Source organism: Candidatus Omnitrophota bacterium (assembly GCA_014728045.1).
Taxonomy (GTDB): domain Bacteria; phylum Omnitrophota; class Gorgyraeia; order Tantalellales; family Tantalellaceae; genus WJMH01.
In genome coordinates this window covers 198,437-219,400 of the sequence record WJMH01000012.1, presented here as the reverse complement: position 1 = coordinate 219,400, position 20,964 = coordinate 198,437, and the positions used below count along the sequence as shown (strand labels likewise).

The following is a 20,964-nucleotide window of genomic DNA, read 5'->3' as shown; positions in this document are numbered from 1 at the left end:
TCCTACCTCGTATATTTATAGATATCGGTCTTACAGCCCTGAACTGTCGTATTCCCGGAGTACCGATATCCCGCTTTCTCGAAAGCCTTTTTGGAGGCTATATTATCTGATCTTATGTTCGCCGTTATCGTCTTCACTTCAGGCCTCTCGTTCAGGAAGCTTCCGGTAGCGCTTCTTATGAGCCCGCTGCCCAGACCTTTTCCGAAAAAGGCCGGGTTAAGGTTGACGCTTATCAGTGTATCCCCGGGCAGGGCGTCGAAACGCGCCTGTCCTATCTTCTGCCCCTTCGGATATTCGGCCATATACATACGGCTCTTATTATCTTTCATTTTTTTCTCGAACCATTCCCTGTGATCGGAAAGATCTATCTCTCCGTCTGTAAAAGCCCATTTTCTTACTTCCGGGTGGTTCCTCCATTGCCACAGATCACGGCAGTCTTCCCTGCCTGTCTTTCTCATGAAGATGCGGTCCGCGTATATCCTCAAGATCTCCCGGACAGCTTTGACCGGTCCTTCCGCGTTTATTGAACTTATTGCCTTCTCCGACGCCTTTTCCCTCTCTTCCAAAGGCATAAGCTCTTCAAGAGCCTCTACTAGCTCCTTCTCGACATTTATTGAGCCAGCCGCATCTATACACCTGAAGACACCGGCCTTCTGCCAGCCCCTCAGATTGCTTCTCTGGTTCAAGGCCACACAGACCGCTACCGCAGGGGTACCTGCCGCGGCCAGTTCATAAAGGGTCTGACCCGCCGCCGAAACGGCGATATCCGCATCAAGCATGAGGCTTTTCATCTTCCCGGCATCCGCATCGTGTATGACACTGACGTTTTCCCGGGGCTTGATACCTGAAGAGGCTCCTCCGGCGACAACGTCCTTGGTAATACCGGGATATTTCTTGTTCAATATATCCAGTATCCCGCGGGTCATTTCCATCTGATCGGCCCCGCCAAAGGTCACCAATATCCTGCTAACCTGCTTGTTTATTTTCTTGCGCGGGATGCTCCAGAAATCCTTCCTTAAAAGAGCGTATTCACATCCCAGAAGAGACTTCCCTCCGGGAGAGGTATACTCGATATTTTCAGCCCCGACGCCAGAATTCAATATTACCCCCGCCGGGTAATCGACCCGCTTGTTGTCGTCTATATAAACCGGGAGCCGAACAGCTTCGGCTACACGTGCGTATAACCCCGGCGGCGCGAGATAAGAATCTATTATCGCTATATCCGCTCCCGCGAGAGTTCTAATGAGCGCTTTTTCCTCAGCAACCCAGTCGAAGATCCTCCGATCGGCACCTTCGATCATCTTTTCAGCGCTTCGGTCGCAGCTGGCAATAAATACCGGGCGGACTTCATGCTGCAGAAAAGCATGATAAAGGGCCAGGCACCTGGTCATGTGACCGTAACCCCTGCTGCCCCCGCCTTCTGTTACTATGAATACCTTTAATTTATCTTTCATGTCTTTTCCGGTCATTCACTTTTTTGCGACAATCCACATATGCGAGGACAGGCCGCTGTCCGAGAGCAATTTCTGGAACTTATCCCCCAGTTCGTCCCATCTTTCTATAAGGACATCCTTCAGAAAAGGGCGTCCTTCAAGGCTGAACCTTCCGCCAAGCACTGCCTGTCTCACCCTGTCCGCATCAAGCTTCCCGGGCGTGGAGGTTTCGATAACCTCGAACCCGCACCGCTCAAGCAAGGCGGCCAGCGAATCGGAATGGAAATAATTCAAATGTTCGACATCCACCGCATCGGAAACACTTCCCAGTACGCTTATATCGAACCCTTTCACGTTAGGACAGGTAAGCACCAAAAGACCCCCGGGTGAAAGCAGCGAAAAACATTTCCGCAGAAAATCCTCCGGGGAGAAAAGGTGTTCGATGACCTCGAAACTGGCGATGACACTTATTTTCTCATCGCCCAGATCGACATTCTCCACCAGATCCTCTATTATGTCTATCCCCTTCAACCTGCAGGTTCTGGCCAGATCCGGGGTCGGTTCGATGCCCGTTACCCTGTTGAAAAATCCCGCCCTGGAAACCTCTTCGCAGAAAATACCGAAACCGGCACCCACCTCAAGCATAGTATCCCGGCTCACCCGGTGTCTTTCACAGATCTCCAAGAGTCTCCGGACACGGGGCTTGAAGATCTTCTCTCTCCGGACATCTTCGGAAGCGGGAAATATGTACTTGTTCCAGTAAGCATAGTTTTCGGAATTCTTGTAATAAATATCCAGCACTTCAGGAGAAGGCCTGGGGTTTATATACACGGTTCCGCAATCCGCGCATCGTACATAACCAAGGCTGTATTTTTCGAAGGCTTGCTTATGGTCCGGACAGCCGCAGGCGGGGCACGGAACAGGGACGAACCTGTCCCTGTATGACAGGAGCATCCTGATATCGCGAGCAAAACGCTCTGCCTGTTCCGCCTCCAGGTGCTCCGGGCTTATATCGGATGCTTTTAAAGGTCTTGATCTGTCGTTATCCAAAATGAGCTCCGTTGTTGTTGGTTACTTCCCGCGTTTAACCGCCCGGCGGGTCACGGGCCGCAAATGCCTCATGTCAGTCTCCTGAACCCGCTGTGACATACCTTCTTTTTCAAGAAGTCCTCAGGCGAAGTGCTGTCCGCTGCTTTACGTACAAGCCCGAAGACCTCACTCACCGCGTCCAGGTATTTATCCACATGCTCATCCTTGTGCGCATACGACGCGTAAAAAGCGTTGGTCGCCAAAAAACCCCTCTCAAGCATATACTGGGTGAAAAGGGTCTTCAGCACCAGGTGTTTTTCCCCCGAGAACGTGAAATGACCCAGGGGATCTATCCCCGATATCTCGATCTCTAGACCATGCTCATCGGCATATTTTCTCCATCCGGCTTTTATCCTGCTTCCGGTATGCTTTAGATGCCCAGGGACATTATTTTTGCTCATCTTCCCTATGGTCGAGATCGCCGCCACCGGACCTATCCTCTCTGTCCAGTATGTGCTGCTAATAAAGGTGTCCTGCGCGACCGTCATCACATTTTCTCTTCCTATTACCGCCGCCATGGGATAACCGTTACTGATCCCCTTGGCGAAGACCGCCATGTCCGGGTCTACACCGAATCCCAGATGCGCCCCGCCGTGGTTAAGTCTCCATCCAGAGGTTATTTCATCGAATATGAGTATTATCCCCTCCCGCTGCGTCCTATCTCTTATTGTTTCCAGGAACCCGCCGGTCGGATAAAGGTTCCTTACCGGCTCCATGATAACCGCGGCTATCCTGCTCCGGTATTTCTCCAAAAGCGCCAGGAACCCGTCCGAATCGTTATATTGAAAAGGTATTGAAGTTCCCTTCAACTCTCGTGGAACCCCCCGGGGTTCCAGCCCCGGAAGCAAATGCCCGTCAAGGCCGGAATCATCGGCCAGATTGGCCGACAGGTACCAGTCATGCCACCCATGATATCCGCAGAAAAGAACTATGTCCCTTCCGGTGCTCGCCCTGGCTATTCTGACAGCCATCGCGGCGGCCTCTCCTCCCGTACGCGAGAACCTGACCATATCCGCCCATCCGTGGATGTCGCAGAGGATCCCGGCGAGTTCCACCTCTTCGGGACAGTTCAGCGTGCTCATCGTTCCCTTGTCCACGGCCATCTTCACAGCATTGTCAACGTCCCTGTCGGAGTATCCCAAAATACACGAACCTATGCCCATATAGCTCATGTCCGTATATATATTCCCCTCTAGGTCCCAGACCCTGCACCCGCGGGCCTTATCATAATAGGCCGGCCAGAGTTCCGGCAGGTGGAGTTCTGGCCTTTTGGAAAGAAGCTGTGTGCCTCCGGGTATTATGTTCCTGGCCTTTTTATATAACTGCTGTCCCTTTTCCATATGATCGCGGGTATTCAGGCTAACCCTCCCCCTGCCCTTTGCTGGTCCTTTATGACTTTCTCATCTTCCTCGAGCGATCTTGCATATCCCTCGTTCCTTGCTATATTGCTGTTAATATCTCCGGCTTCGGGATTCCCCCTCAGAAAACCCAGTATTTCACCCATGCCGAAGAAAGGGTTCTCTTTATACAGGTTCCCGAACAGAACCTCCAAAAAACGGTAATCTTCTATCCTGTCAAGGGTCCATCTCTTATGGCTGAGATCCTGGTCATTCTCAAGGGATGCGCACTTGAACCTTTCAGGATGGTTGCGTATATACGGCGTCACATGCTCCCTTTCCGAAGGAAGCTCTGCCCTCTCCCAGGCTTCTTTAAGTGATTTAAAAGAAAAGATCTCAACGTCCTCGCCGTCGGGAAAGGTCGGGACCATTACATTCGAGCAGTAATCAGCCTCTTTTCCAAAGTACATATCCGCGACGCGGTCTATCACTCCGGGGTCTAGCACCGGACAATCGGCCGTTATCCTTATAATATGTTCCGCTGAATAACAAAGCGCCGCCCGGTAGAACCTGTCCAGCACATCGTCCTGCGAACCTCGGTAGACGTTGACACCCCTGCTTTTCGCAAAATCGGCTATCTTCTTGTCCTCACGGTCAAGGCTCGTAGCCACGATTATCCGGCTGACGTTCCGGGCTTTCATCACCCTGTTAATGACATGCTCGAGGACGGGCCTTCCGGAAAGCTCCATGAGCACTTTCCCCGGAAGTCTTCTTGCCCCCATCCTGGCCTGTATTATCGCGGTCGTTTTCATGGTCCTTACCTGTATTTATAGAAGTTCAAGCGTTGAGTTCCCCTTCCTGGAACTCGGCTACCCTCTTCAAGCGCCACCTGTAAGGCATAAGTATATCTTCATCCTCTATCTCGGATCCCGCCAGCATACCCTGGAGCGTATCCGTCCTGCCAAAGGTCGAAAAAATACCGATATTATCCTTAAGCTGATCGAAACCGTCCACCCCTACTATGACCTTGTCGATCAGATCCTCGCTCAAGACTGCGTCAATGCACATTTTATGCAGCGGAAGCCCTTCCCGGGCCGAGGCGGAACGCAGGTTCCTGACAGCTCCCCCGGCACCCTTCAAGCATTCAGGAAGCTGCTCAGGCCCCATAAAAGCAAGCCCCTGCAGAAAGACGGACCTGGCGTGTATCTCGACCTCCATTCCCTTAAGGCGTTTCAGATAAGGAACGAACCTTCTGTCGAAAACGCTGAACGGAATCTGGATAAGATCGAAGGATATCCCCCGCTCGAAGAGCATTTCAAGCTCAAGAGGCTTGTACAGGGAAAAACCTGTTTTTTCTATGAGCCCCTTCTGGCGAAGCGCCGAAACGGCATCCCATACGCGAGAGTTGTTCAAAAAGTCACCGAACGAATGTACCAAGACACCGTAAAGTCTATCCGCGTTCAGCCTGTCTAGGGAAGTGTAAATACTCTCTTCGAGATAAGCCCTGTCGCTGCCGGGGGAGGCGCTGACCTTGGTTATTACCTTGAAATAGTTACCTGAGTTCTTGGTGAATTCGCCTATCACCTCTTCACTCTTACCGTAATCAGCGGCGGTATCTATGAATCTAACCCCCTTCTGGAAAGCGTATCCGAGCATATCATGGGCTTCCGCGGAAGGAACCATCCCCTTCTTGTTTGATATCCCGTAGTCAATGCCCAGCTGAACCGACCCCAGGCACATTCTGTCCAAATGTCGACCGCTCATGTCCTGAAAAATCCCCTTATGTTCTTTATGACCCTGTTCTGGTCCTTCTCACCCAGAGATGGATACATCGGAAGGCTCAGGCATTCCTCGAAATACCGCTCGGCCTCCGGATAATCCCCGGGGGCGTAACCGAAGTTCTTCCCGTAATGCGAGAATAGATGCACGGGAATATAATTGACCTGGGTAAGGATATTTTTCCCCCTCAGGTAAGCGTACAAAGCGTCCCTTTTCTCCGCGGGCACCCTTATCACATAAAGATGATATGACGCATAGCTGTTCCCCCTCTGGCAGGGAAGCTGTATCTGGTCCATATCGGAGAACGCCTCGTTGTACCTGGCCGCGATCTTCCTGCGTTTTTCAACAAATTCATCCAGCCGCTTCAGCTGGCTGCTTCCAAGCGCGCACTGGAAATCGGTTATCCTGTAATTGAAGCCCACCTCCGGTATGTCGTAGAACCACTGCTGGCGACTGTACTTTTTTAAATGCGGGGCCAGGTCGCTGCCTCCCTTGACCATACCGTGATGCCTGAACCGCAGGATCCTTTCATAAACGTTCTTATCGTTCGTGAAGACAGCTCCGCCTTCACCGGTAGTAATGTGTTTTATCGGGTGGAAACTCGCTATCACGGCTTTTGAATGAGCGCAGCTACCCGTTTTGAACCACTTGCCCCTCGAGCTGTACCGCGCCCCCAAAGCGTGGGCCGCGTCCTCTACCAGCGGTATACCGTACCTGTCACAGATCCTCTTTATGCCGACTATATCGGCGACCGTACCCATCAAGTGGACCAGGATGACCGCTTTGACCCGCTTGCGGTTGGAAGGCTTTTCGAGAAAACTGTCGAGTTTTTCCGGATCCATGTGATAAGTGGTCCCGTCGATATCAATGAACGCCGGCTCGGCCCCCACATAAAGCGCGCAATTGGCGCTGGCCGCGAACGTCACCGGCGATGTCAGGACCTTATCGCCTTGGCCCACCCCCAAAGCCAGCATGGCAAGATGAAGTGCGGCGGTGCCGCTGGATACGGCAACAGCGTGTTTCGCCCCGACGTATCCGGCCAGGTCTTCCTCGAATTTTCTTACCTCGGGACCCTGGGTCAGCCAGTCGGATCCGGTAGCCTTTAGAAGAGCCTTGATATCTTTATCGCTTATCGATTGTCTGGCATAAGGTATCTTTTTCATTCTTTTCAACCTTTATCATTTGGCATAGATCATCGACAGTAAGCCATTCTCCGTTATTATCGCTTCTGTACGCGAAACCCTCGGGCACGGAAGGGTATTTGTCATATTTCTGGTGCACTTCCTTCCTTTCAAAGAACTGGGGAAGCATGACGTATATGCCGTCGAATTCCCTGACCGCTCGGGCTTCGTCCTCCGAAACGAGGGTTTCGTGGATCTTCTCGCCCGGCCTTACGCCTATTACCTTGAAGCGGCAACCGGGATCGATCGCCCTGGCCAGATCGCATATCTTCATCGAGGGTATCCGGGGAACGAAAACCTCCCCTCCCACGGTTTCCTCAACGGCCTTCAAGACCAGATCGACCCCCTGGTCCAGAGTTATCCAGAACCGGGTCATCTTCTCATGCGTTATCGGGAATTCCCTGAGGCCCCTCTGCTTAAGGTCCAGGAAGAACGGTATGACACTTCCCCTGGAACCTATGACGTTCCCGTATCTTACGACCGAAAAGGTCGTCTTTTCGCCGCCGTAAGCGTTGCCGGCAACGAATATCTTTTCGGCCACCAGTTTCGTAGCCCCGTACAGGTTGATGGGATTGACCGCTTTATCTGTCGAAAGGGCTATAACCTTTTCGACCCCGGTATCAATGGCGGCATCTACGATGTTATCGGCTCCCACGACGTTCGTCTTGACCGCCTCTATGGGGTTATATTCCAGTGCCGGGACCTGTTTAAGAGCAGCCGCGTGGATCACATAATCAACACCCTCGAAGGCGCGGTAAAGCCTGCTCTTATCCCTGATATCCCCGAGAAAGAACCTGATAGGATACTTTGAATCAGGGAAGATCTTGGACATCTGATACTGTTTGAACTCGTCTCGGCTGAAAACTATGATCTTTTTCGGTCTGTATTTGCCCAGAACGGCCTCGACGAACTTCTTGCCGAAAGAACCTGTCCCGCCGGTTATAAGTATGTTTTTATCGTTTAACATAAGACTCCTTTTGTATTTTCAAAGCGGCCTTACGGCCTTGTTTCCCGGCCCGCACCCGCGCAAGCTTCCTCTAAACCGGGCCAGCAACTGTCCCTCTCAGACAAAGTCGGATCCTCTACCGGCCATTCTATAGACATAGCGGCATCATCCCAGATGATACCCCGTTCATGTTCCGGCGAATAAACATCACTGCACTTGTATATCACTTCGGTATCTTCCTCCAGAGTGCAGAACCCGTGGGCAAAACCCCTGGGGATATAAAGCATTTCTTTGCCCCGGTCGGTAAGAACAGCTGAAACCCATCGGCCGCACGCGGGCGACCCCGGCCTAATGTCCACGGCCACGTCAAATATGCTCCCCCTGACAACCCTTATGAGTTTAGCCTGGCTCCGGGGCTCCGCCTGGTAATGCAGTCCTCTCAGGGTGCCCTTTTCGAACGATCTGGAATGATTATCCTGCAAAAACCGATCATTTATGCCCGCACCGGCAAAATCGGTGTGCTTATAGGTCTCCATGAAGAACCCCCGGCTGTCCTCAAAGACCCGCGGGCTTATGAGCACGACCTCCGGTATCTCAAGTCTGGTAAATTCAAACGGCATCATTTACTCCTCTTAGATGGATCCCTCTCAATTTCCGCCCCGCTCCATTAGTCCCGCGCTTTCGGAGCTTTCCTCGTTGATCACCTCGATGAGATACCGGCCGTAACTTGAGTTCATCCGCCCAGCGAGTCTTTTAAGCTGCTCCTGGTCTATATATCCCATCCTGTAGGCCACCTCTTCTATACACCCTATCTTCAGCCCCTGCCTTTCCTCCACGGTCTTTATGAAATAAGAGCCGTCAAGAAGCGAATCGTGTGTTCCGGTATCAAGCCACGCGAACCCGCGCCCCAGCGTCTTGACCCTGAGCCTGCCTTCTCTAAGATAAACGTTATTGATATCGGTTATCTCAAGCTCCCCGCGGGAGGAAGGCTCGATCTTCTTGGATATACCCACTACATCATTAGGATAAAAATAAAGACCGCAAACCGCGTAATTGGATCTCGGCAAGTCCGGTTTCTCTTCTATGGATAAAACGTTCTGATCCTGGTCGAATTCGACAACACCGTATCTCTGGGGCTCTTTTGTATAGTAACCGAAGATCACCGCCTGGTCCGTGCTCTCGGCGGCTTGCTGCAGGAGTTCGGTAAGACCGTGCCCGAAGAAAATATTATCCCCGAGGATAAGGCACACGTCTTCACCGGCTATGAACTTCTCTCCCACGATGAAAGCTTCCGCTATCCCGCCGGGTTTGGGCTGCACCTCATATGATATCCTGATGCCAAGTTCTTCGCCCGTACCTAAAAGTTCTCTGAACCTCGGTAGATCAACGGGTGTTGAAATAACGAGTACATCCCTGATCCCGGCGAGCATCAATACCGATAAAGGATAATAGATCATGGGCTTGTCATACACCGGGAGCATCTGCTTGCAGGTACTTTTAGTTACCGGATAGAGTCTGGTGGCCCTTCCTCCGGCCAGTATAATTCCCTTCATATCATTTCCTCCAGCGTATCCTGTGAATCCATATCGGCGTTCTCCATGTCACCGCCGAAGTTCATATTCCCGGTATCCTTCTCCAGCTCTCTTTTAAGGTCCAGATATTCCTGCTCCTTTCTTTTCAGGTATTCATAGGCCCACTGTAGTTTGACGTCAAATCCTTCTTTGGTGAGCACATATTTGACTTTTTTGATCTTATTGTCCCGGACATAAAAGTTCCTGACCATTATAAGACCTCTTTTGATCATGGCTTTGAGCAGATAGTTCGTCTTGCCCAGCGACATATCAAGATGCCCGGACAAGTCTCTTTGGGAAAGGTCCTCTTTCGAGGATAAAAGGCGTAAGATCTTAAAAAAATCTTCTTTTAAATGGTGTTCATTCATTGAACGATATTATATAGACTAACACATATTATGTCAATAAATTTTTACATTCCGCCCTTTTTACCCGGATTATCCCGGAACAGGATAAGATCCAGATATGATCTAACTGCGAATTTACTGTAACTCGTTTGTTTATAAATAGTTAAGTGAGTTAATGGCGCAGGAGTGTAACTGGTATGCCCAAGATATGAGTATAAGTTATTTATTTATAATAACTTATCATTTAGATGCTCTGGTTAGACCTAGTTTTCTGATCTTGAGGTTAAGTACAAGTGGTGAAATGCCCAGTTCTTTTGATGCTTTCTTGATATTATTATCACATTCGGCGAGCACCTTCCTTATAAGGGCCTTTTCATGCTCTTTCAGTGAATTGGTCCTGAAAAACTTACTTTCCAGTTCATTGCGAAGGGACCTGTTCTCCTTCTCCATTTCCCGGTACGAAACAAGTCTCCTGACCAGGGCATGTATCTTCTCAGGGTGGAAAGGTTTTAATATGTAATCATACGCCCCCTTTTTTATTGCTTCGACCCCCGTCTCTATGGAGCCAAAGCCTGTTATTATTATCACGGGGATCTCCTCGTCCTTCTCCTTTATGAGTTTCATCAGTTCTATCCCGTCAGTATCGGGAAGCCGATAATCCAGTATCGCAAGGTTAAGCCTGTTTTTTGCGATTATGTCCTTTGCCTCCTTCCCCGAAGAGGCACATACGACCTTCTCTTCCACCATCGGGGTTATTATTTCCTCCAAAAGGGTGATTATCCTGTTATCGTCATCTACTATTAGAACTATTCCTTCGCTGTTCATAAATCTCTCCTTAACCTATGAGGTCCTTGATCTTTTGTATGAGTTCTGAAGGTTCATATGGTTTGATAATGACGTTTTCGATACCGATATCTTTAAGTTTTACGTCAAGATTTTCCGTTTCCCTGCTGGCGGTGAGTATAATAACGGGGATATCTTTCGTTCCTTCGTGCGCCTTAAGCTCCTTATATACTTCACCCCCGTTCTTCCCCGGCAGTCTCCAGTCCAGCAAAACCAGATCGGGACTCTTGGCCCTGGCGATATCTATGCAAGTCTCTCCGTCAGAGGCTTCCAGTGTGTCATACCCGGCTTTCTTGACGCGAAAAACCACCGATTTAAGTATATCGGGTTCATCATCCACTATAAGCACTTTCTTTTTACCGTTCACGATAATGCCTCCTCGTCATTTATTCCCCACCGGAAACGACCATTCTCTTAACGGTATTGAGAAGCGTTTCCGGCTCCACGGGTTTGGTCAACCGCGGAATAGCCAGTTCTTCGGCCGGAAGTTCTATTTTGTCAAGTTCCTTGAGCTTATCCGTGTAACCGGAAACAGCAAGCACGGGAATATGTGAAAGCTCTTTTTCACTGCGTAATCTGCCGACGACCTCGTACCCGTTTATATCCGGCAACACCAGGTCCATGATTATAAGGTCCGGGTGTTCCTTCCTCACCAATTCTATGGCCTTCATGCCGCTTCCCGCGGTGACCACTTCGTATCTTTCATCCTTGAGCACGTTCTTGCAAAAGTTCAAGAACGTATCCTCGTCGTCCACGACCAGTACCTTGTAAGTCCTTGCCACAGGAAGTGTGAACTTGAACTGGCTTCCCTTTCCGTATATTGATTCCACCCAGATATCCCCGCCGTGACGCTCTATTATTTCCCTTGAAATAGCGAGTCCCAGACCGGTTCCTCCGCTTTTTCTTGTTTTGGCATCCTCTACCTGGCTGAATTCCCGGAAAACCTTGGACATGTCCTCTTCCTTGATGCCGGGACCTGTATCTTCGACAGACACGCACACATCCGTCCCTTTTTTATAAGCCGCTACCGTTATACCGCCTTCTTCAGTGAATTTAAGCGCGTTATTCACAAAGTTCATTATAACCTGAGTTATCCTGTCCTGGTCGAACTGAAGGCTGGGCAGCCCCGGGGAGACCTTGGCCTTAAGGTAAAGACCTTTTTCATCGGCCACGGGTTTCTGCATTTTCACCACATCTTTGACCACTGGCTCGATGCTCCCCTCTGATATGTTCATGGCCATCTTACCGGACTGAAGTTTAGTGAAGTCAAGCACATCATTAATGAGCCTTCCGAGGCGGTCAACGTTCCTCTTGGCTGTTTCAAGGAAATCCTCCTGCTCATCGTTTATATCCCCGGCTGAACCGTCCAGCACGATGCCTATTCCCTCTTTTATTGCGGTTAGGGGCGTGCGCAGCTCATGGGATACCATGGAAGTAAAGTTGCTTTTGAGCCGTATATTCTCTAGCAGGGCTTTTTCAGCGGACTTGCGCTCGGTTATATCCCTGAAAGAGGCTATTCCTCCTACAAGAACCCCTTCACGGTCACGAAAAGGCGCCACCGTCAGGATACACGGAATAGTGATACCGCTCTTATTCGTCAAAGTCACGTCATTATCCACTGATTCGGCGCCTTCAGTGATCTTGCGCATGGACCCTTCAAGCACGCCGGAGATGAACTCATCGAAAACCCTATTACAATATGCCGCGATAAGTTCCCGCCTGGTCTTACCGATGAGCTTTATAAGCGTGTTGTTCGCCCTGATTATCCTGAGCTCCCGGTCGAAAACAAGCATGCCGTCGCCTGAACTCTGGAATATCTGATCAAGTTCGGTATAAGCGGACCTGATCATGGCCCTGAATCTCTTCTGGCTGGTCATGTCCACGAAAGATTCAATGCTTCCGTCCAGGTCGCCTTTCTCGTCCTTCAGCAGATCCGCGTTCTTTACTACCGGAATGCTTTCTCCATCCTTCTTCAGGATCGTGCACTCCTTGTTGACGATAGGCTCGCCCTTGTCGACCCCGTAAAGATCATCCCTTTTCATGCCGTTCTCATCGGCGAATATATTACACTTACGTCCCAGCATCTCATCCGCCGAATAGCCTGAGACCTCCTGGGCTTTTTTATTCCAGCTGGTCACTTTCCTTTCCTTGTCAACTGTAAATATGGAGATAGGCGCCGCCTGGAAAATGCGTTCAGCGTATTCTTTGGCGGCCTTCAGTTTGGCTTCCTCGGCGCGTTCCTCCGCCTTCATGTAATCCTTTATAAGCTCCCAGACAAGCTTGGCAGTGTGCCCGCTTATCACTTCAACTCCTTCGGAGACTTTTTTCTCGAGATCCTCCTGCACTTTGGAACTTCCGGTGACATTGAATATCTCGTCGACATCGGCATCATCAAGCATTTGAACATAATCCTCGGAAACGGATATACCCAGGTGCTGCGCCTTTTTCACTCCGGGAGCCTGCCTGTTCTTGTCGACCACCGCTGTTATGTTTATGCCCGGTATTTTTCTGAAGACATCGATAAGGGCGTTCCCTCCCTTGCCGGCTCCTACTATCAATATGTTAATGGTATCCTGTTCAGTCATATTAACCTTCCGGGGTGGTCTTTCGTCTTCTCAGTAATATCTTAACCCTCGCAAGAAGCTTGTCCTTGTCATACGGTTTGGTGAGATAATCGTCCGCGCCGGCATCAAGCCCGGCAAGTTCGCTTTCTTTATCCTTCTTGGCGGTGAGCATCACTATTGGAATGACCGCCGTTTCCAAACGCGACCTGAGCTGCTTTGTCGCTTCAAGCCCGTCCATTTCGGGCATCATAACGTCCATTATGATCACATCAGGCCTTTCCCTTGAGGCCAGCTCAACGGCTTCCCTGCCGTTAACCGCTTCGATGACCTCATACCCCTCCGTTTGCAGACGCTTGGACAAGATCTTGCGCACATCTTTCTCGTCGTCAGCTACAAGCACACTGGTGTTACCGTGGCGCCTCTTTTCTTCCGCGGATGATTCGGTTTCGGGCTCGGCGGCTCCTACGCCCCTGTCGATCTCCTCCAGGGTCGTATCACCCCGGGCCAACCTGGCCATGGCCGAGGAAGTAAGGGGTTTAAAACCTTTTTCTTTGGCTTTTTGGGCTATATCTTCCTCCCCCTCTCCGCTGTTTATGAGTTTACGTATTTCGTCATCGAATCCGAGAAGCTCAAAAACGCCCGTGCGTCCGAAATACCCTGAATAGCCGCATTTATCGCATCCTGCGCCCCGGTAAAAGGTGGTTATGCCCAGTTTTTCAATATACGGACGATATCTTCTTAACAGATCCCCATCAGGCTCATATTCCTCTTTGCAGTCCGGGCAGATAAGCCGTACGAGCCTCTGTGCGACCACAAGTATGAGCGATGAGGCTATCAGATAAGGTTCAAGCCCTATGTCCCGCAGTCTGGGCACCGAGGAGACGGCGCTCTTGGTGTGAAGGGTCGAGAATACAAGGTGGCCTGTCATGGCGGACCTGAAAGCCATCTCCGCGGTCTCCTTATCCCTTATCTCACCAACGAGTATCACATTGGGATCCTGCCGGAGTATGCTCCTAAGACCCGTCGAAAAGGTGAAGTTCTTCGCCGGGTTCACCTGCATCTGGTTTATACCCTCGCAGATATATTCTATCGGGTCCTCTATGGTTATTATGTTCTTGGTCTCGTCCTTGAGGTAATTGAGCGCCGCGTAAAGCGTGGACGTCTTTCCCGAACCGGTGGGGCCGGTCACCAGCACCATCCCCTGGGGATTATTAATGGCTTCTTTAAAAATACGCAGCTCGCTTTTATCCATTCCTATCTTGTCCAGGGTTATGGCGGCCTGTTTCTTGTCCAGCAGCCTTGCCACTATTTTTTCACCATGATACGCCGGAACGGTTGAGATCCTCAGGTCCACCGTCCTGCCTTTAATGTTCGCCTGTATCCTTCCGTCCTGGGGTTTTCTTTTTTCCGCTATGTCCATTTCCGCCATGATCTTTATCCTGGCGGCCAGAGCTGCCTGCATTTTCGCGGGCAGTTTCATCACGCTTTTCAGATCACCGTCCACTCTGTATCTGACCTCCGTATGGTCCTGGCGGGGCTCTATATGGATATCACTGGCCCTGTTATTGAGAGCGTCGGTAAGTATAAGGTCTACCAGCCTTACCACGGGAGAATTTTCGACTTTCAGCTCCCCCATATCCACCGCGTCAGTTTCTCCTCCTTCTTTATCAACGATCTCTACCTTGGAATCGACCACGACATTCTTCAAAATATCATAAACTGATTCATCCGACTGATACTGTTTCTCGATGCATTCATCGATCTGGCTTTTCGAACTCAACACAGGACTTATTTTCATGCTCGTTTTAATACCTATGTCATCGAGCGCGATAACATCCTGGGGGTTGCTCATCGCCAGGACAAGCTCTTGCCCCTCTTTGCGCAGAGGAGCGACACCGTATTTTTTGGCGGTTTCGTAGGGCAAAAGATCTGCAACTGAGCTGTCGAGCTCCTCTGTGCTGAGATCGACTAAAGCCATGTCAAAAACCCGCGAAGAGACTTTCATCAGATCCTCCTCGCTCAAAAAACCCATATCAAGGAGTATATCCTGAATGGGCTTTTTCGCTCCCAACTGCTTATCCTTGGCATCATTAAGCTGCTCCACGGTCAAGAGGTCTTCATTTATAAGCGCGTCAATGAGTTTTGACATTCATCTCTCCTATATACCTAGCAATTCCTTCATTTTAGAGATTACCTCTTCAGCCTCATACGGCTTCTCAAAATAGGCATCGGCCCCCATGTCCATGACCTTTCGCCTGTAAGCGTCATCGCCTATTCCCGTTATCACTATGACGGGTACGGGCTTGCTCGCGGCGAAAAGATTGAGGTTCTGCAGAATGGAAAGCCCGCCACCCGCCGGAAGCATCAGATCAAGAAGAATAAGATCGGGGGTCTCTTCACGTATGGATTTGATGGCCGCATAGGCATCGTAGGCTATAACTGCGCCGAATCCCGCGCCGGTAACGCGTTTGTGAAGGACTTTCGCCGCATCAGGTTCGTCTTCAACGATCAGGATCTTATATTTTTTCTCTTCGCTCATGAGGTCCTCTTTTGTTTTTTTCGGGAGGTTTTAGGTTTTGTTTTCCGTTTTTTCCCGCCGAACCTTTTCTTAAGGTACCTGTCAAACTCATCTATGTTGTGAAAAACATGTTCGTGCCCGAAATCATCGAAATCCTTTTCACAGGTGTAAGCATCATGTTCCTGGCATATAAGGGGTCTTTTCTCGTAGATCGCGCAGCGGTGGTCCACCGTAAGATGTTCGCATTCGTTCTTGATCTCCAGATACCACCTCCTTTTATCTATATATACCGAAACATCCCTGTGCGCCAGATACCACCTTATGTTCTCAAAATCGTTCTTGTTCTTAGGCGCGTCTATCTGCATAGCGAAATACTTGCAGCACTTCGCGCCGCAATCCGTGCAAAGCGTCATTTACCGTGTTCCTCCCTTCCCTGAATTAAGTCCCGAGATATTTTTTCGTAAAACAGCGGCCGCTATCAGTGCCAAAAGCACCGCCGAAGCCGCCACACCGGCCCATCCGGGAATGAGTTCCTGATGCTCCAGGATCCGCCTCAAACCTTCCCTGTTATAGCTTCGCCAGAGAAAGTCCAGCAAAAAACCCAGGGCCATACTGCTGAAGACTATTGAAGTTATATAGATATAAAGAGCCTTCCTGCCCATCTGCCTCGAAACGATCGTCATCCCCACAGTGTTGGTCGCCGGGCCGGCCAGCAGGAAAACAAAAGCCGCTCCCGGATTCATTCCCTTAAGCATAAGGGCCACGGCTATGGGTATGGAACCTGTTCCGCAGACATACATGGGTATGCCCACAAGAAGCATAACGAACATGGCTTTCCAGCCGGTCCCCAGATACGTGTTTATGAATTCTTCCGGAAGAAAATAAGTTATAGCGCCTCCTATGATAACGCCCGTTATTATCCATAGACCCGCGTCACCCAGAAGCTCCCCGAACGAATAACGGAAAAGACCGCCTATCTTATGGCTTAAAGGATGTTCATGGGCCCCGCTCACCCCGCATAACCTGCATTCTTCTTCCTCCTCCCCAGAAAAATCCCCTTCCTCCTTTAGGAATAAATTAGCCAGAACACCCGAGAAAATACCCGCGCACAGCGAAGCCAGGACCCTGAACGCAGTGAAAAAACCACCCATAAGAGAATAGGTAGCGAGAATGGAATCAACCCCCGTGGTCGGGGTCGAAATAAGGAAAGAAAGTATGGCGCCTTTACTGGCACCCTGTTTTCTTAATGATACGGCAGCCGGCAGAACCCCGCAGGAGCAAAGCGGCAAGGGAACACCGAAGACCGAGGCCTTGACCACAGAATAAAAAGTGCTTTTGCCCAGATGCCGCCCTATGGTCTCGGTGTTTATGAACATGTGGAGGATGCCGGCCACCAAGAAACCGAACAGCAGATATGGACTCATCCTGTTCAACAGAAAGAACGATTCCTTTATTATGCCACTGATGAAGCCCATATACTGTACCTGCACTCAAGAAAAGATCGTTATTCGCCTGCGAGTTCCTTCCCCAGAGAAAAAGCTTTCTCGATCAGGTCCTCATGCCGTAAAATATCCCCTTTATCCTCGCACTTCGGACAAAAAAGTTCTTTTGTATACTTGACGTTGCTTGTCGCGAAAAAATGTCGGATTATTGACCTGGCGTTATCAAAGAAATCTTCTCTTTGTGTCGCCGCCACGCATATAAAAGCTCCTTTTATGGGATTGGGGAATATCTCTTTATCTCGAAGTGTTTTTGAAAGCCATACACACTGGAAACGGTCTATAACCATCTTGGACTGGGTGGAAAGACTGCCGAAAAAAACAGGCGAAGCCATTATAAGCGCATCAGCGCTCTGGATCTTCCTTATCAGTGAATTAAGATCATCTTCGGTCACCGAAAGCCCCTGTTCATTGACCCGTTCATACTCCTCAACACGTATCGGTGATATGTCAAGCTCGCTTATTATGATCTTTTCCGTGTCGGCTCCGCCCGAGCGGGCTCCTTCGAGGGCCTTCTCAAGAACAATATCGGTGTTCCCACCTTTTCTGGGGCTTCCGCAAATACCAAGAACTTTCATCGTATTCCCCCCTGCTCTGTTATTATCCGCTACCGAATCGCCGCCCTCAGATCACTGTACCGGAAGGAATGACCGCGCCTTTGGGGATTATGGTTATACCATCCCTGATAAAATAATTCGTCCCGTCGTAATTATCCCGGTCCTGGCTGTTGATTATCTTGACATTGTCGCCTATCCTGACATTCTTATCCAGGATCGCCTTTTTAATTATGCAATCCTTACCGACCCCCAGCGGGGGCATCCCTCTTGAAGCTCTTTCTTCTATTTCCTCGACAGTTTCGTAATAATCGCAGCCCATCGCCACGGTGTCCTCTATCGCCGAACCGCTGTTCACCCTGAACCTCAGGCCGATTATCGAGTGTGAGATCTTAGCCGAAAGAATTATCGCCCCTTCGGCGACTATGCTTTTCTCTACGCAACTGTCCTGGAACTTCGCCGGTGAAAGATACCTGGGGCGGGTGAAGATCAGCCACCTCTCCTCAAACATGTCCAAAGGCGGTATGGATTCGGTCAGCGAAAGGTTCTCCTCATAAAAGGATTTAATGGTGCCTATGTCCCTCCAGTAGCCATCGAAAAGGAACGCATAGGTCGAACGCGTCTTTATGGCCTCGGGAATGACCTCTCCTCCGAAATCCACCTGTTTTTCATTCTGGAGCAGTTCAATAAGAGTGGATTTATTGAAAAGGTATATCCCCATCGAACCCTGGAACTTGTCGGTGTCACCGGAGCTTATCGCCATTTCCTTGATCTTGGTATGCTCCTTGGGCTTCTCCACGAACCTGTTTATGCGGCCGTCCCCGTCCACTCCCATTATACCGAAACTCGACACCTCTTCGGAAGGCACCGGATTACACGCAACGGTGACCTCAGCGTTCTTGTCGGCATGGTAATGGAACATGTCCCTGAGGTCCATTTTATAAAGCTGGTCGCCCGAGAGCACGAAGATGTACTTTATGGCGGGATCGTTAAAATGCTTAAGGGAACGCCTGACTGCGTCGGCCGTCCCCTGGAACCAGTTCGTATCCTCCATAGACTGTTCGGCAGCTATTACCTCTATGAACCCGCGGCTGAAGGGATCCATCTTGTATGTGCGGCTTATGTGCTTGTTGAGTGATTCTGACAAGAACTGCGTCAGCACATAGATGCGGTTATATCCTGAATTCAGGCAGTTACTTACCGGTATGTCTATAAGGCGGTATTTTCCGAAAAGAGGTGCCGCCGGTTTACATCTTTCCTTGGTAAGCGGATAAAGCCTGCTGCCCCTTCCGCCTCCCAAGATAACACATAATACTTCTTTCGCTCCTATGGTCATGTTTAAAATCCCGTATTTAAAAAACAAATGCCCGGGCCGAACCTTCTGGCTCCGGCCCGGGCCTTTTAAACTATATCACTTTCAAGCCTTCCGGCTGTTAAGAACGAGCTTCTCCGCTTCGTACCAGTCAGCCTGGTCATTCCCGTGAGCGTAACCGCGCTGTTCGTAGAGGCTGTATGCAACCTCAGCGATCATGACGTTCAGGTCCTGCTGACCGAAGGTCTTCTTCCTCGTTGTTCTCTTTTTGCTCTTCCCGGTCTGCGTCTTGGACCTGGATGTTGTTTTCTTTGCCGTCCGGGATTTTTTCCCCGCGGAGTTCTTATTCGCCAGTTTCTTGGCCAGCTTCTTTATCATCCTCTTTTCCTCCTTGTTTTTTCTTGTTTATCTGGCGTAAACGCCGTAGTCTATATCGCTGAACACGTTATTTTTGCTCTCAGCATCCTCAAGCAGGCCCATATCCACATTATTATCCCTTAACTGTCCGTGTAACGCGAGGAACCTGCCTACATGCTCTATTGTCCTTTTCTTGGCGTAATCCACGAAAGTACCGGTCTTCATGATGAACGCCCAGTCGCTGGACTGCGCCAGGAGCAGTTCCCTGGCCATCTGGTTAAGCACCCTTCTTTCAATATCGGAAGGATCACTGTAATCTTTAGCGGCTTGTATCATCAATTCGGCAGCCTTGTGAAGATGCCTGTAGATCCAGTCATTGCACCCGTCAAGCCAGACTTCGCTGTAGCCCTTGTATCCCCAGCTGGACATCGAAGGAGAGATTACCTGGTATCTGTCGTAAAGCTCCAAATATTCCGATGGCGTTATGGTCTTGATGATATCCTGGTCATAATGCATCTTGCGCAGAAGATATTCAAGCCATTCAGGGCCTTCGAACCACCAGTGCCCGAAAAGTTCCGCGTCATACGGGGAAACAATTATGGGAGCCCTGTCCATTATGCCCGAAAGGTGCTCGATCTGTTTTTCCCTGTTGAACATGAAGTTACCGGCGTGCGAAGCGGCGGCTTCCATGGCCCGCTGCCTGTCGTAGACCTCTTTATGGTCGGATTCACCGGTTATCCTGTGGTACTTGATGCCAACATTGATCCTTGAACCGCAACTGTTGATAAAAGGTCTTATGTAGTCGTAATCCAGATCGAACCCGATATCCCTGTAATACTCCCGATAACTATAATCACCTGGGTATCCTTCCTTGGAACTCCAGACGGCCTTGGAACTTTCCATGTCCCTTCCGAAAACGGCAACACCCGACTTGCACAGGTAAGGGCTGTGTATGCCGTACTTTGGTCTGGGAGCGGAGAATATCACCCCGTGTGTCTCAACGAAAAAATACTTTATGCCGAATTCACTGAGCACTTCATCATGGCCGGGCTGGTAGGCGCATTCGGGAAGCCATATGCCTTCGGGAACCTTGCCAAAAACGCTTCTGTACACATCGACCGCCGTCTTGACCTGTGCTTTAACGGCCGGCTTATAAAGGTCCATCAGAGGAAGGTACCCGTGCGTAGCGCAACATGTGATCACCTCGACCTTCCCCAGGTCCTGGAACTTCTTGAACGCGGCGGTGAGATCATTACCGTACCGTTCGCTGAAAACATGCCGTGCGTTCTTAAAGCGGTCGGAGTACATTACCGCCAGTTTGTTTATATCGGGCTCGTTCTTCGTCCTTTCGACCTCCATCTCCGCCAGTCTTATCATCTTATCGAGATGCCTGAGGTACCTTGAGACCAATAGATCGTCCCTTAGCATGCAGATAAGCGTGGGGCTCAGAGAAACTGTTATGCGAAAATCCACGCCGTCGTCAACAAGTCTCTCAAAGACATTGATAAGAGGTATGTAGGTATCGGTGATCGCCTCGAACAGCCAGTTCTCTTCGAGAAAACTTTCGTGTTCGGGGTGCCTGATAAAGGGTAAGTGCGCGTGCAATACGAGTGCGAGGTATCCTTTTGCCATGA

At 50.1% G+C, this 20,964-nt stretch carries 21 protein-coding genes; all 21 read right to left on the bottom strand.

Features of this window, described 5'->3' with window-relative positions; genetic code table 11:
• Positions 1-2: 2 nt before the first annotated feature.
• Positions 3-1,469: a GNAT family N-acetyltransferase gene (locus tag GF409_04815; protein ID MBD3426532.1), complete on the bottom strand. Its 1,467-nt coding sequence runs from the start codon at positions 1,467-1,469 to the stop codon at positions 3-5.
• On the bottom strand, positions 1,470-2,387 hold the full coding sequence (locus tag GF409_04810; protein MBD3426531.1) for a methyltransferase domain-containing protein: 918 nt from the start codon (positions 2,385-2,387) through the stop codon (positions 1,470-1,472).
• Positions 2,388-2,551: 164 nt separating this feature from the next.
• Positions 2,552-3,862, bottom strand: a complete 1,311-nt coding sequence (locus GF409_04805; protein MBD3426530.1) for an aminotransferase class III-fold pyridoxal phosphate-dependent enzyme — start codon at positions 3,860-3,862, stop codon at positions 2,552-2,554.
• A 14-nt stretch (positions 3,863-3,876) separates the two neighbouring features.
• On the bottom strand, positions 3,877-4,671 hold the full coding sequence (locus tag GF409_04800; protein MBD3426529.1) for an NTP transferase domain-containing protein: 795 nt from the start codon (positions 4,669-4,671) through the stop codon (positions 3,877-3,879).
• A gap of 25 nt (positions 4,672-4,696) precedes the next feature.
• Positions 4,697-5,623 (bottom strand): hypothetical protein, encoded by a 927-nt coding sequence (locus GF409_04795; protein MBD3426528.1) that lies wholly within the window; start codon positions 5,621-5,623, stop codon positions 4,697-4,699.
• A complete protein-coding gene (gene pseC, locus GF409_04790; GenBank protein MBD3426527.1) occupies positions 5,620-6,801 on the bottom strand; it encodes a UDP-4-amino-4,6-dideoxy-N-acetyl-beta-L-altrosamine transaminase in 1,182 nt (393 codons plus the stop codon). The genes GF409_04795 and pseC overlap by 4 nt, the downstream gene beginning before the upstream one ends.
• On the bottom strand, positions 6,761-7,786 hold the full coding sequence (gene pseB, locus GF409_04785; GenBank protein ID MBD3426526.1) for a UDP-N-acetylglucosamine 4,6-dehydratase (inverting): 1,026 nt from the start codon (positions 7,784-7,786) through the stop codon (positions 6,761-6,763). The genes pseC and pseB overlap by 41 nt, the downstream gene beginning before the upstream one ends.
• Positions 7,787-7,815: 29 nt before the next feature.
• A complete protein-coding gene (gene rfbC / locus GF409_04780; protein MBD3426525.1) occupies positions 7,816-8,385 on the bottom strand; it encodes a dTDP-4-dehydrorhamnose 3,5-epimerase in 570 nt (189 codons plus the stop codon).
• Positions 8,386-8,412: 27 nt separating this feature from the next.
• Entirely contained in the window at positions 8,413-9,318 is a 906-nt protein-coding gene (rfbA, locus tag GF409_04775; protein ID MBD3426524.1) for a glucose-1-phosphate thymidylyltransferase RfbA, read from the bottom strand.
• Complete coding sequence (locus GF409_04770; GenBank protein MBD3426523.1) at positions 9,315-9,704, bottom strand: MarR family EPS-associated transcriptional regulator; 390 nt, start codon at positions 9,702-9,704, stop codon at positions 9,315-9,317. The genes rfbA and GF409_04770 overlap by 4 nt, the downstream gene beginning before the upstream one ends.
• A gap of 219 nt (positions 9,705-9,923) precedes the next feature.
• Positions 9,924-10,508 carry a response regulator gene (locus tag GF409_04765; protein ID MBD3426522.1) on the bottom strand — a complete coding sequence of 195 codons (585 nt, stop codon included), beginning with the start codon at positions 10,506-10,508 and terminating at the stop codon, positions 9,924-9,926.
• Positions 10,509-10,518: 10 nt separating this feature from the next.
• Entirely contained in the window at positions 10,519-10,899 is a 381-nt protein-coding gene (locus GF409_04760) for a response regulator (protein ID MBD3426521.1), read from the bottom strand.
• A gap of 13 nt (positions 10,900-10,912) precedes the next feature.
• Positions 10,913-13,111 (bottom strand): PAS domain S-box protein, encoded by a 2,199-nt coding sequence (locus GF409_04755; protein MBD3426520.1) that lies wholly within the window; start codon positions 13,109-13,111, stop codon positions 10,913-10,915.
• 1 nt (position 13,112) lies between these two features.
• Positions 13,113-15,239 carry a response regulator gene (locus tag GF409_04750; protein ID MBD3426519.1) on the bottom strand — a complete coding sequence of 709 codons (2,127 nt, stop codon included), beginning with the start codon at positions 15,237-15,239 and terminating at the stop codon, positions 13,113-13,115.
• A 9-nt stretch (positions 15,240-15,248) separates the two neighbouring features.
• Positions 15,249-15,629 carry a response regulator gene (locus GF409_04745; GenBank protein MBD3426518.1) on the bottom strand — a complete coding sequence of 127 codons (381 nt, stop codon included), beginning with the start codon at positions 15,627-15,629 and terminating at the stop codon, positions 15,249-15,251.
• Positions 15,626-16,021: a YkgJ family cysteine cluster protein gene (locus GF409_04740; GenBank protein ID MBD3426517.1), complete on the bottom strand. Its 396-nt coding sequence runs from the start codon at positions 16,019-16,021 to the stop codon at positions 15,626-15,628. Before GF409_04740 ends, GF409_04745 begins: the two co-directional genes overlap by 4 nt.
• On the bottom strand, positions 16,022-17,083 hold the full coding sequence (locus tag GF409_04735; protein MBD3426516.1) for an SO_0444 family Cu/Zn efflux transporter: 1,062 nt from the start codon (positions 17,081-17,083) through the stop codon (positions 16,022-16,024).
• Positions 17,084-17,112: 29 nt separating this feature from the next.
• The gene (locus tag GF409_04730) at positions 17,113-17,685 is read right to left on the bottom strand and encodes a hypothetical protein (protein ID MBD3426515.1); all 573 of its coding nucleotides are present in this window, start codon (positions 17,683-17,685) and stop codon (positions 17,113-17,115) included.
• Positions 17,686-17,731: 46 nt separating this feature from the next.
• A complete protein-coding gene (locus GF409_04725) occupies positions 17,732-18,997 on the bottom strand; it encodes a glucose-1-phosphate adenylyltransferase (GenBank protein MBD3426514.1) in 1,266 nt (421 codons plus the stop codon).
• Positions 18,998-19,078: 81 nt separating this feature from the next.
• The gene (locus GF409_04720; GenBank protein ID MBD3426513.1) at positions 19,079-19,351 is read right to left on the bottom strand and encodes a DUF2934 domain-containing protein; all 273 of its coding nucleotides are present in this window, start codon (positions 19,349-19,351) and stop codon (positions 19,079-19,081) included.
• Positions 19,352-19,378: 27 nt separating this feature from the next.
• Entirely contained in the window at positions 19,379-20,962 is a 1,584-nt protein-coding gene (locus tag GF409_04715; protein MBD3426512.1) for a DUF1957 domain-containing protein, read from the bottom strand.
• Positions 20,963-20,964: the final 2 nt, after the last annotated feature.

What these genes read in the sequence shown, in the direction of transcription:
- GF409_04815 (MBD3426532.1), bottom strand. Translation starts at nt 1,469, where the DNA reads ATGACCGGAAAAGACATGAAAGATAAATTAAAGGTATTCATAGTAACA.
- GF409_04810 (MBD3426531.1), bottom strand. Translation starts at nt 2,387, where the DNA reads ATGCTCCTGTCATACAGGGACAGGTTCGTCCCTGTTCCGTGCCCCGCC.
- GF409_04805 (MBD3426530.1), bottom strand. Translation starts at nt 3,862, where the DNA reads ATGGAAAAGGGACAGCAGTTATATAAAAAGGCCAGGAACATAATACCC.
- GF409_04800 (MBD3426529.1), bottom strand. Translation starts at nt 4,671, where the DNA reads ATGAAAACGACCGCGATAATACAGGCCAGGATGGGGGCAAGAAGACTT.
- GF409_04795 (MBD3426528.1), bottom strand. Translation starts at nt 5,623, where the DNA reads ATGAGCGGTCGACATTTGGACAGAATGTGCCTGGGGTCGGTTCAGCTG.
- pseC (MBD3426527.1), bottom strand. Translation starts at nt 6,801, where the DNA reads ATGAAAAAGATACCTTATGCCAGACAATCGATAAGCGATAAAGATATC.
- pseB (MBD3426526.1), bottom strand. Translation starts at nt 7,786, where the DNA reads ATGTTAAACGATAAAAACATACTTATAACCGGCGGGACAGGTTCTTTC.
- rfbC (MBD3426525.1), bottom strand. Translation starts at nt 8,385, where the DNA reads ATGCCGTTTGAATTTACCAGACTTGAGATACCGGAGGTCGTGCTCATA.
- rfbA (MBD3426524.1), bottom strand. Translation starts at nt 9,318, where the DNA reads ATGAAGGGAATTATACTGGCCGGAGGAAGGGCCACCAGACTCTATCCG.
- GF409_04770 (MBD3426523.1), bottom strand. Translation starts at nt 9,704, where the DNA reads ATGAATGAACACCATTTAAAAGAAGATTTTTTTAAGATCTTACGCCTT.
- GF409_04765 (MBD3426522.1), bottom strand. Translation starts at nt 10,508, where the DNA reads ATGAACAGCGAAGGAATAGTTCTAATAGTAGATGACGATAACAGGATA.
- GF409_04755 (MBD3426520.1), bottom strand. Translation starts at nt 13,111, where the DNA reads ATGACTGAACAGGATACCATTAACATATTGATAGTAGGAGCCGGCAAG.
- GF409_04750 (MBD3426519.1), bottom strand. Translation starts at nt 15,239, where the DNA reads ATGTCAAAACTCATTGACGCGCTTATAAATGAAGACCTCTTGACCGTG.
- GF409_04745 (MBD3426518.1), bottom strand. Translation starts at nt 15,629, where the DNA reads ATGAGCGAAGAGAAAAAATATAAGATCCTGATCGTTGAAGACGAACCT.
- GF409_04740 (MBD3426517.1), bottom strand. Translation starts at nt 16,021, where the DNA reads ATGACGCTTTGCACGGATTGCGGCGCGAAGTGCTGCAAGTATTTCGCT.
- GF409_04735 (MBD3426516.1), bottom strand. Translation starts at nt 17,083, where the DNA reads ATGGGCTTCATCAGTGGCATAATAAAGGAATCGTTCTTTCTGTTGAAC.
- GF409_04730 (MBD3426515.1), bottom strand. Translation starts at nt 17,685, where the DNA reads ATGAAAGTTCTTGGTATTTGCGGAAGCCCCAGAAAAGGTGGGAACACC.
- GF409_04725 (MBD3426514.1), bottom strand. Translation starts at nt 18,997, where the DNA reads ATGACCATAGGAGCGAAAGAAGTATTATGTGTTATCTTGGGAGGCGGA.
- GF409_04720 (MBD3426513.1), bottom strand. Translation starts at nt 19,351, where the DNA reads ATGATAAAGAAGCTGGCCAAGAAACTGGCGAATAAGAACTCCGCGGGG.
- GF409_04715 (MBD3426512.1), bottom strand. Translation starts at nt 20,962, where the DNA reads ATGGCAAAAGGATACCTCGCACTCGTATTGCACGCGCACTTACCCTTT.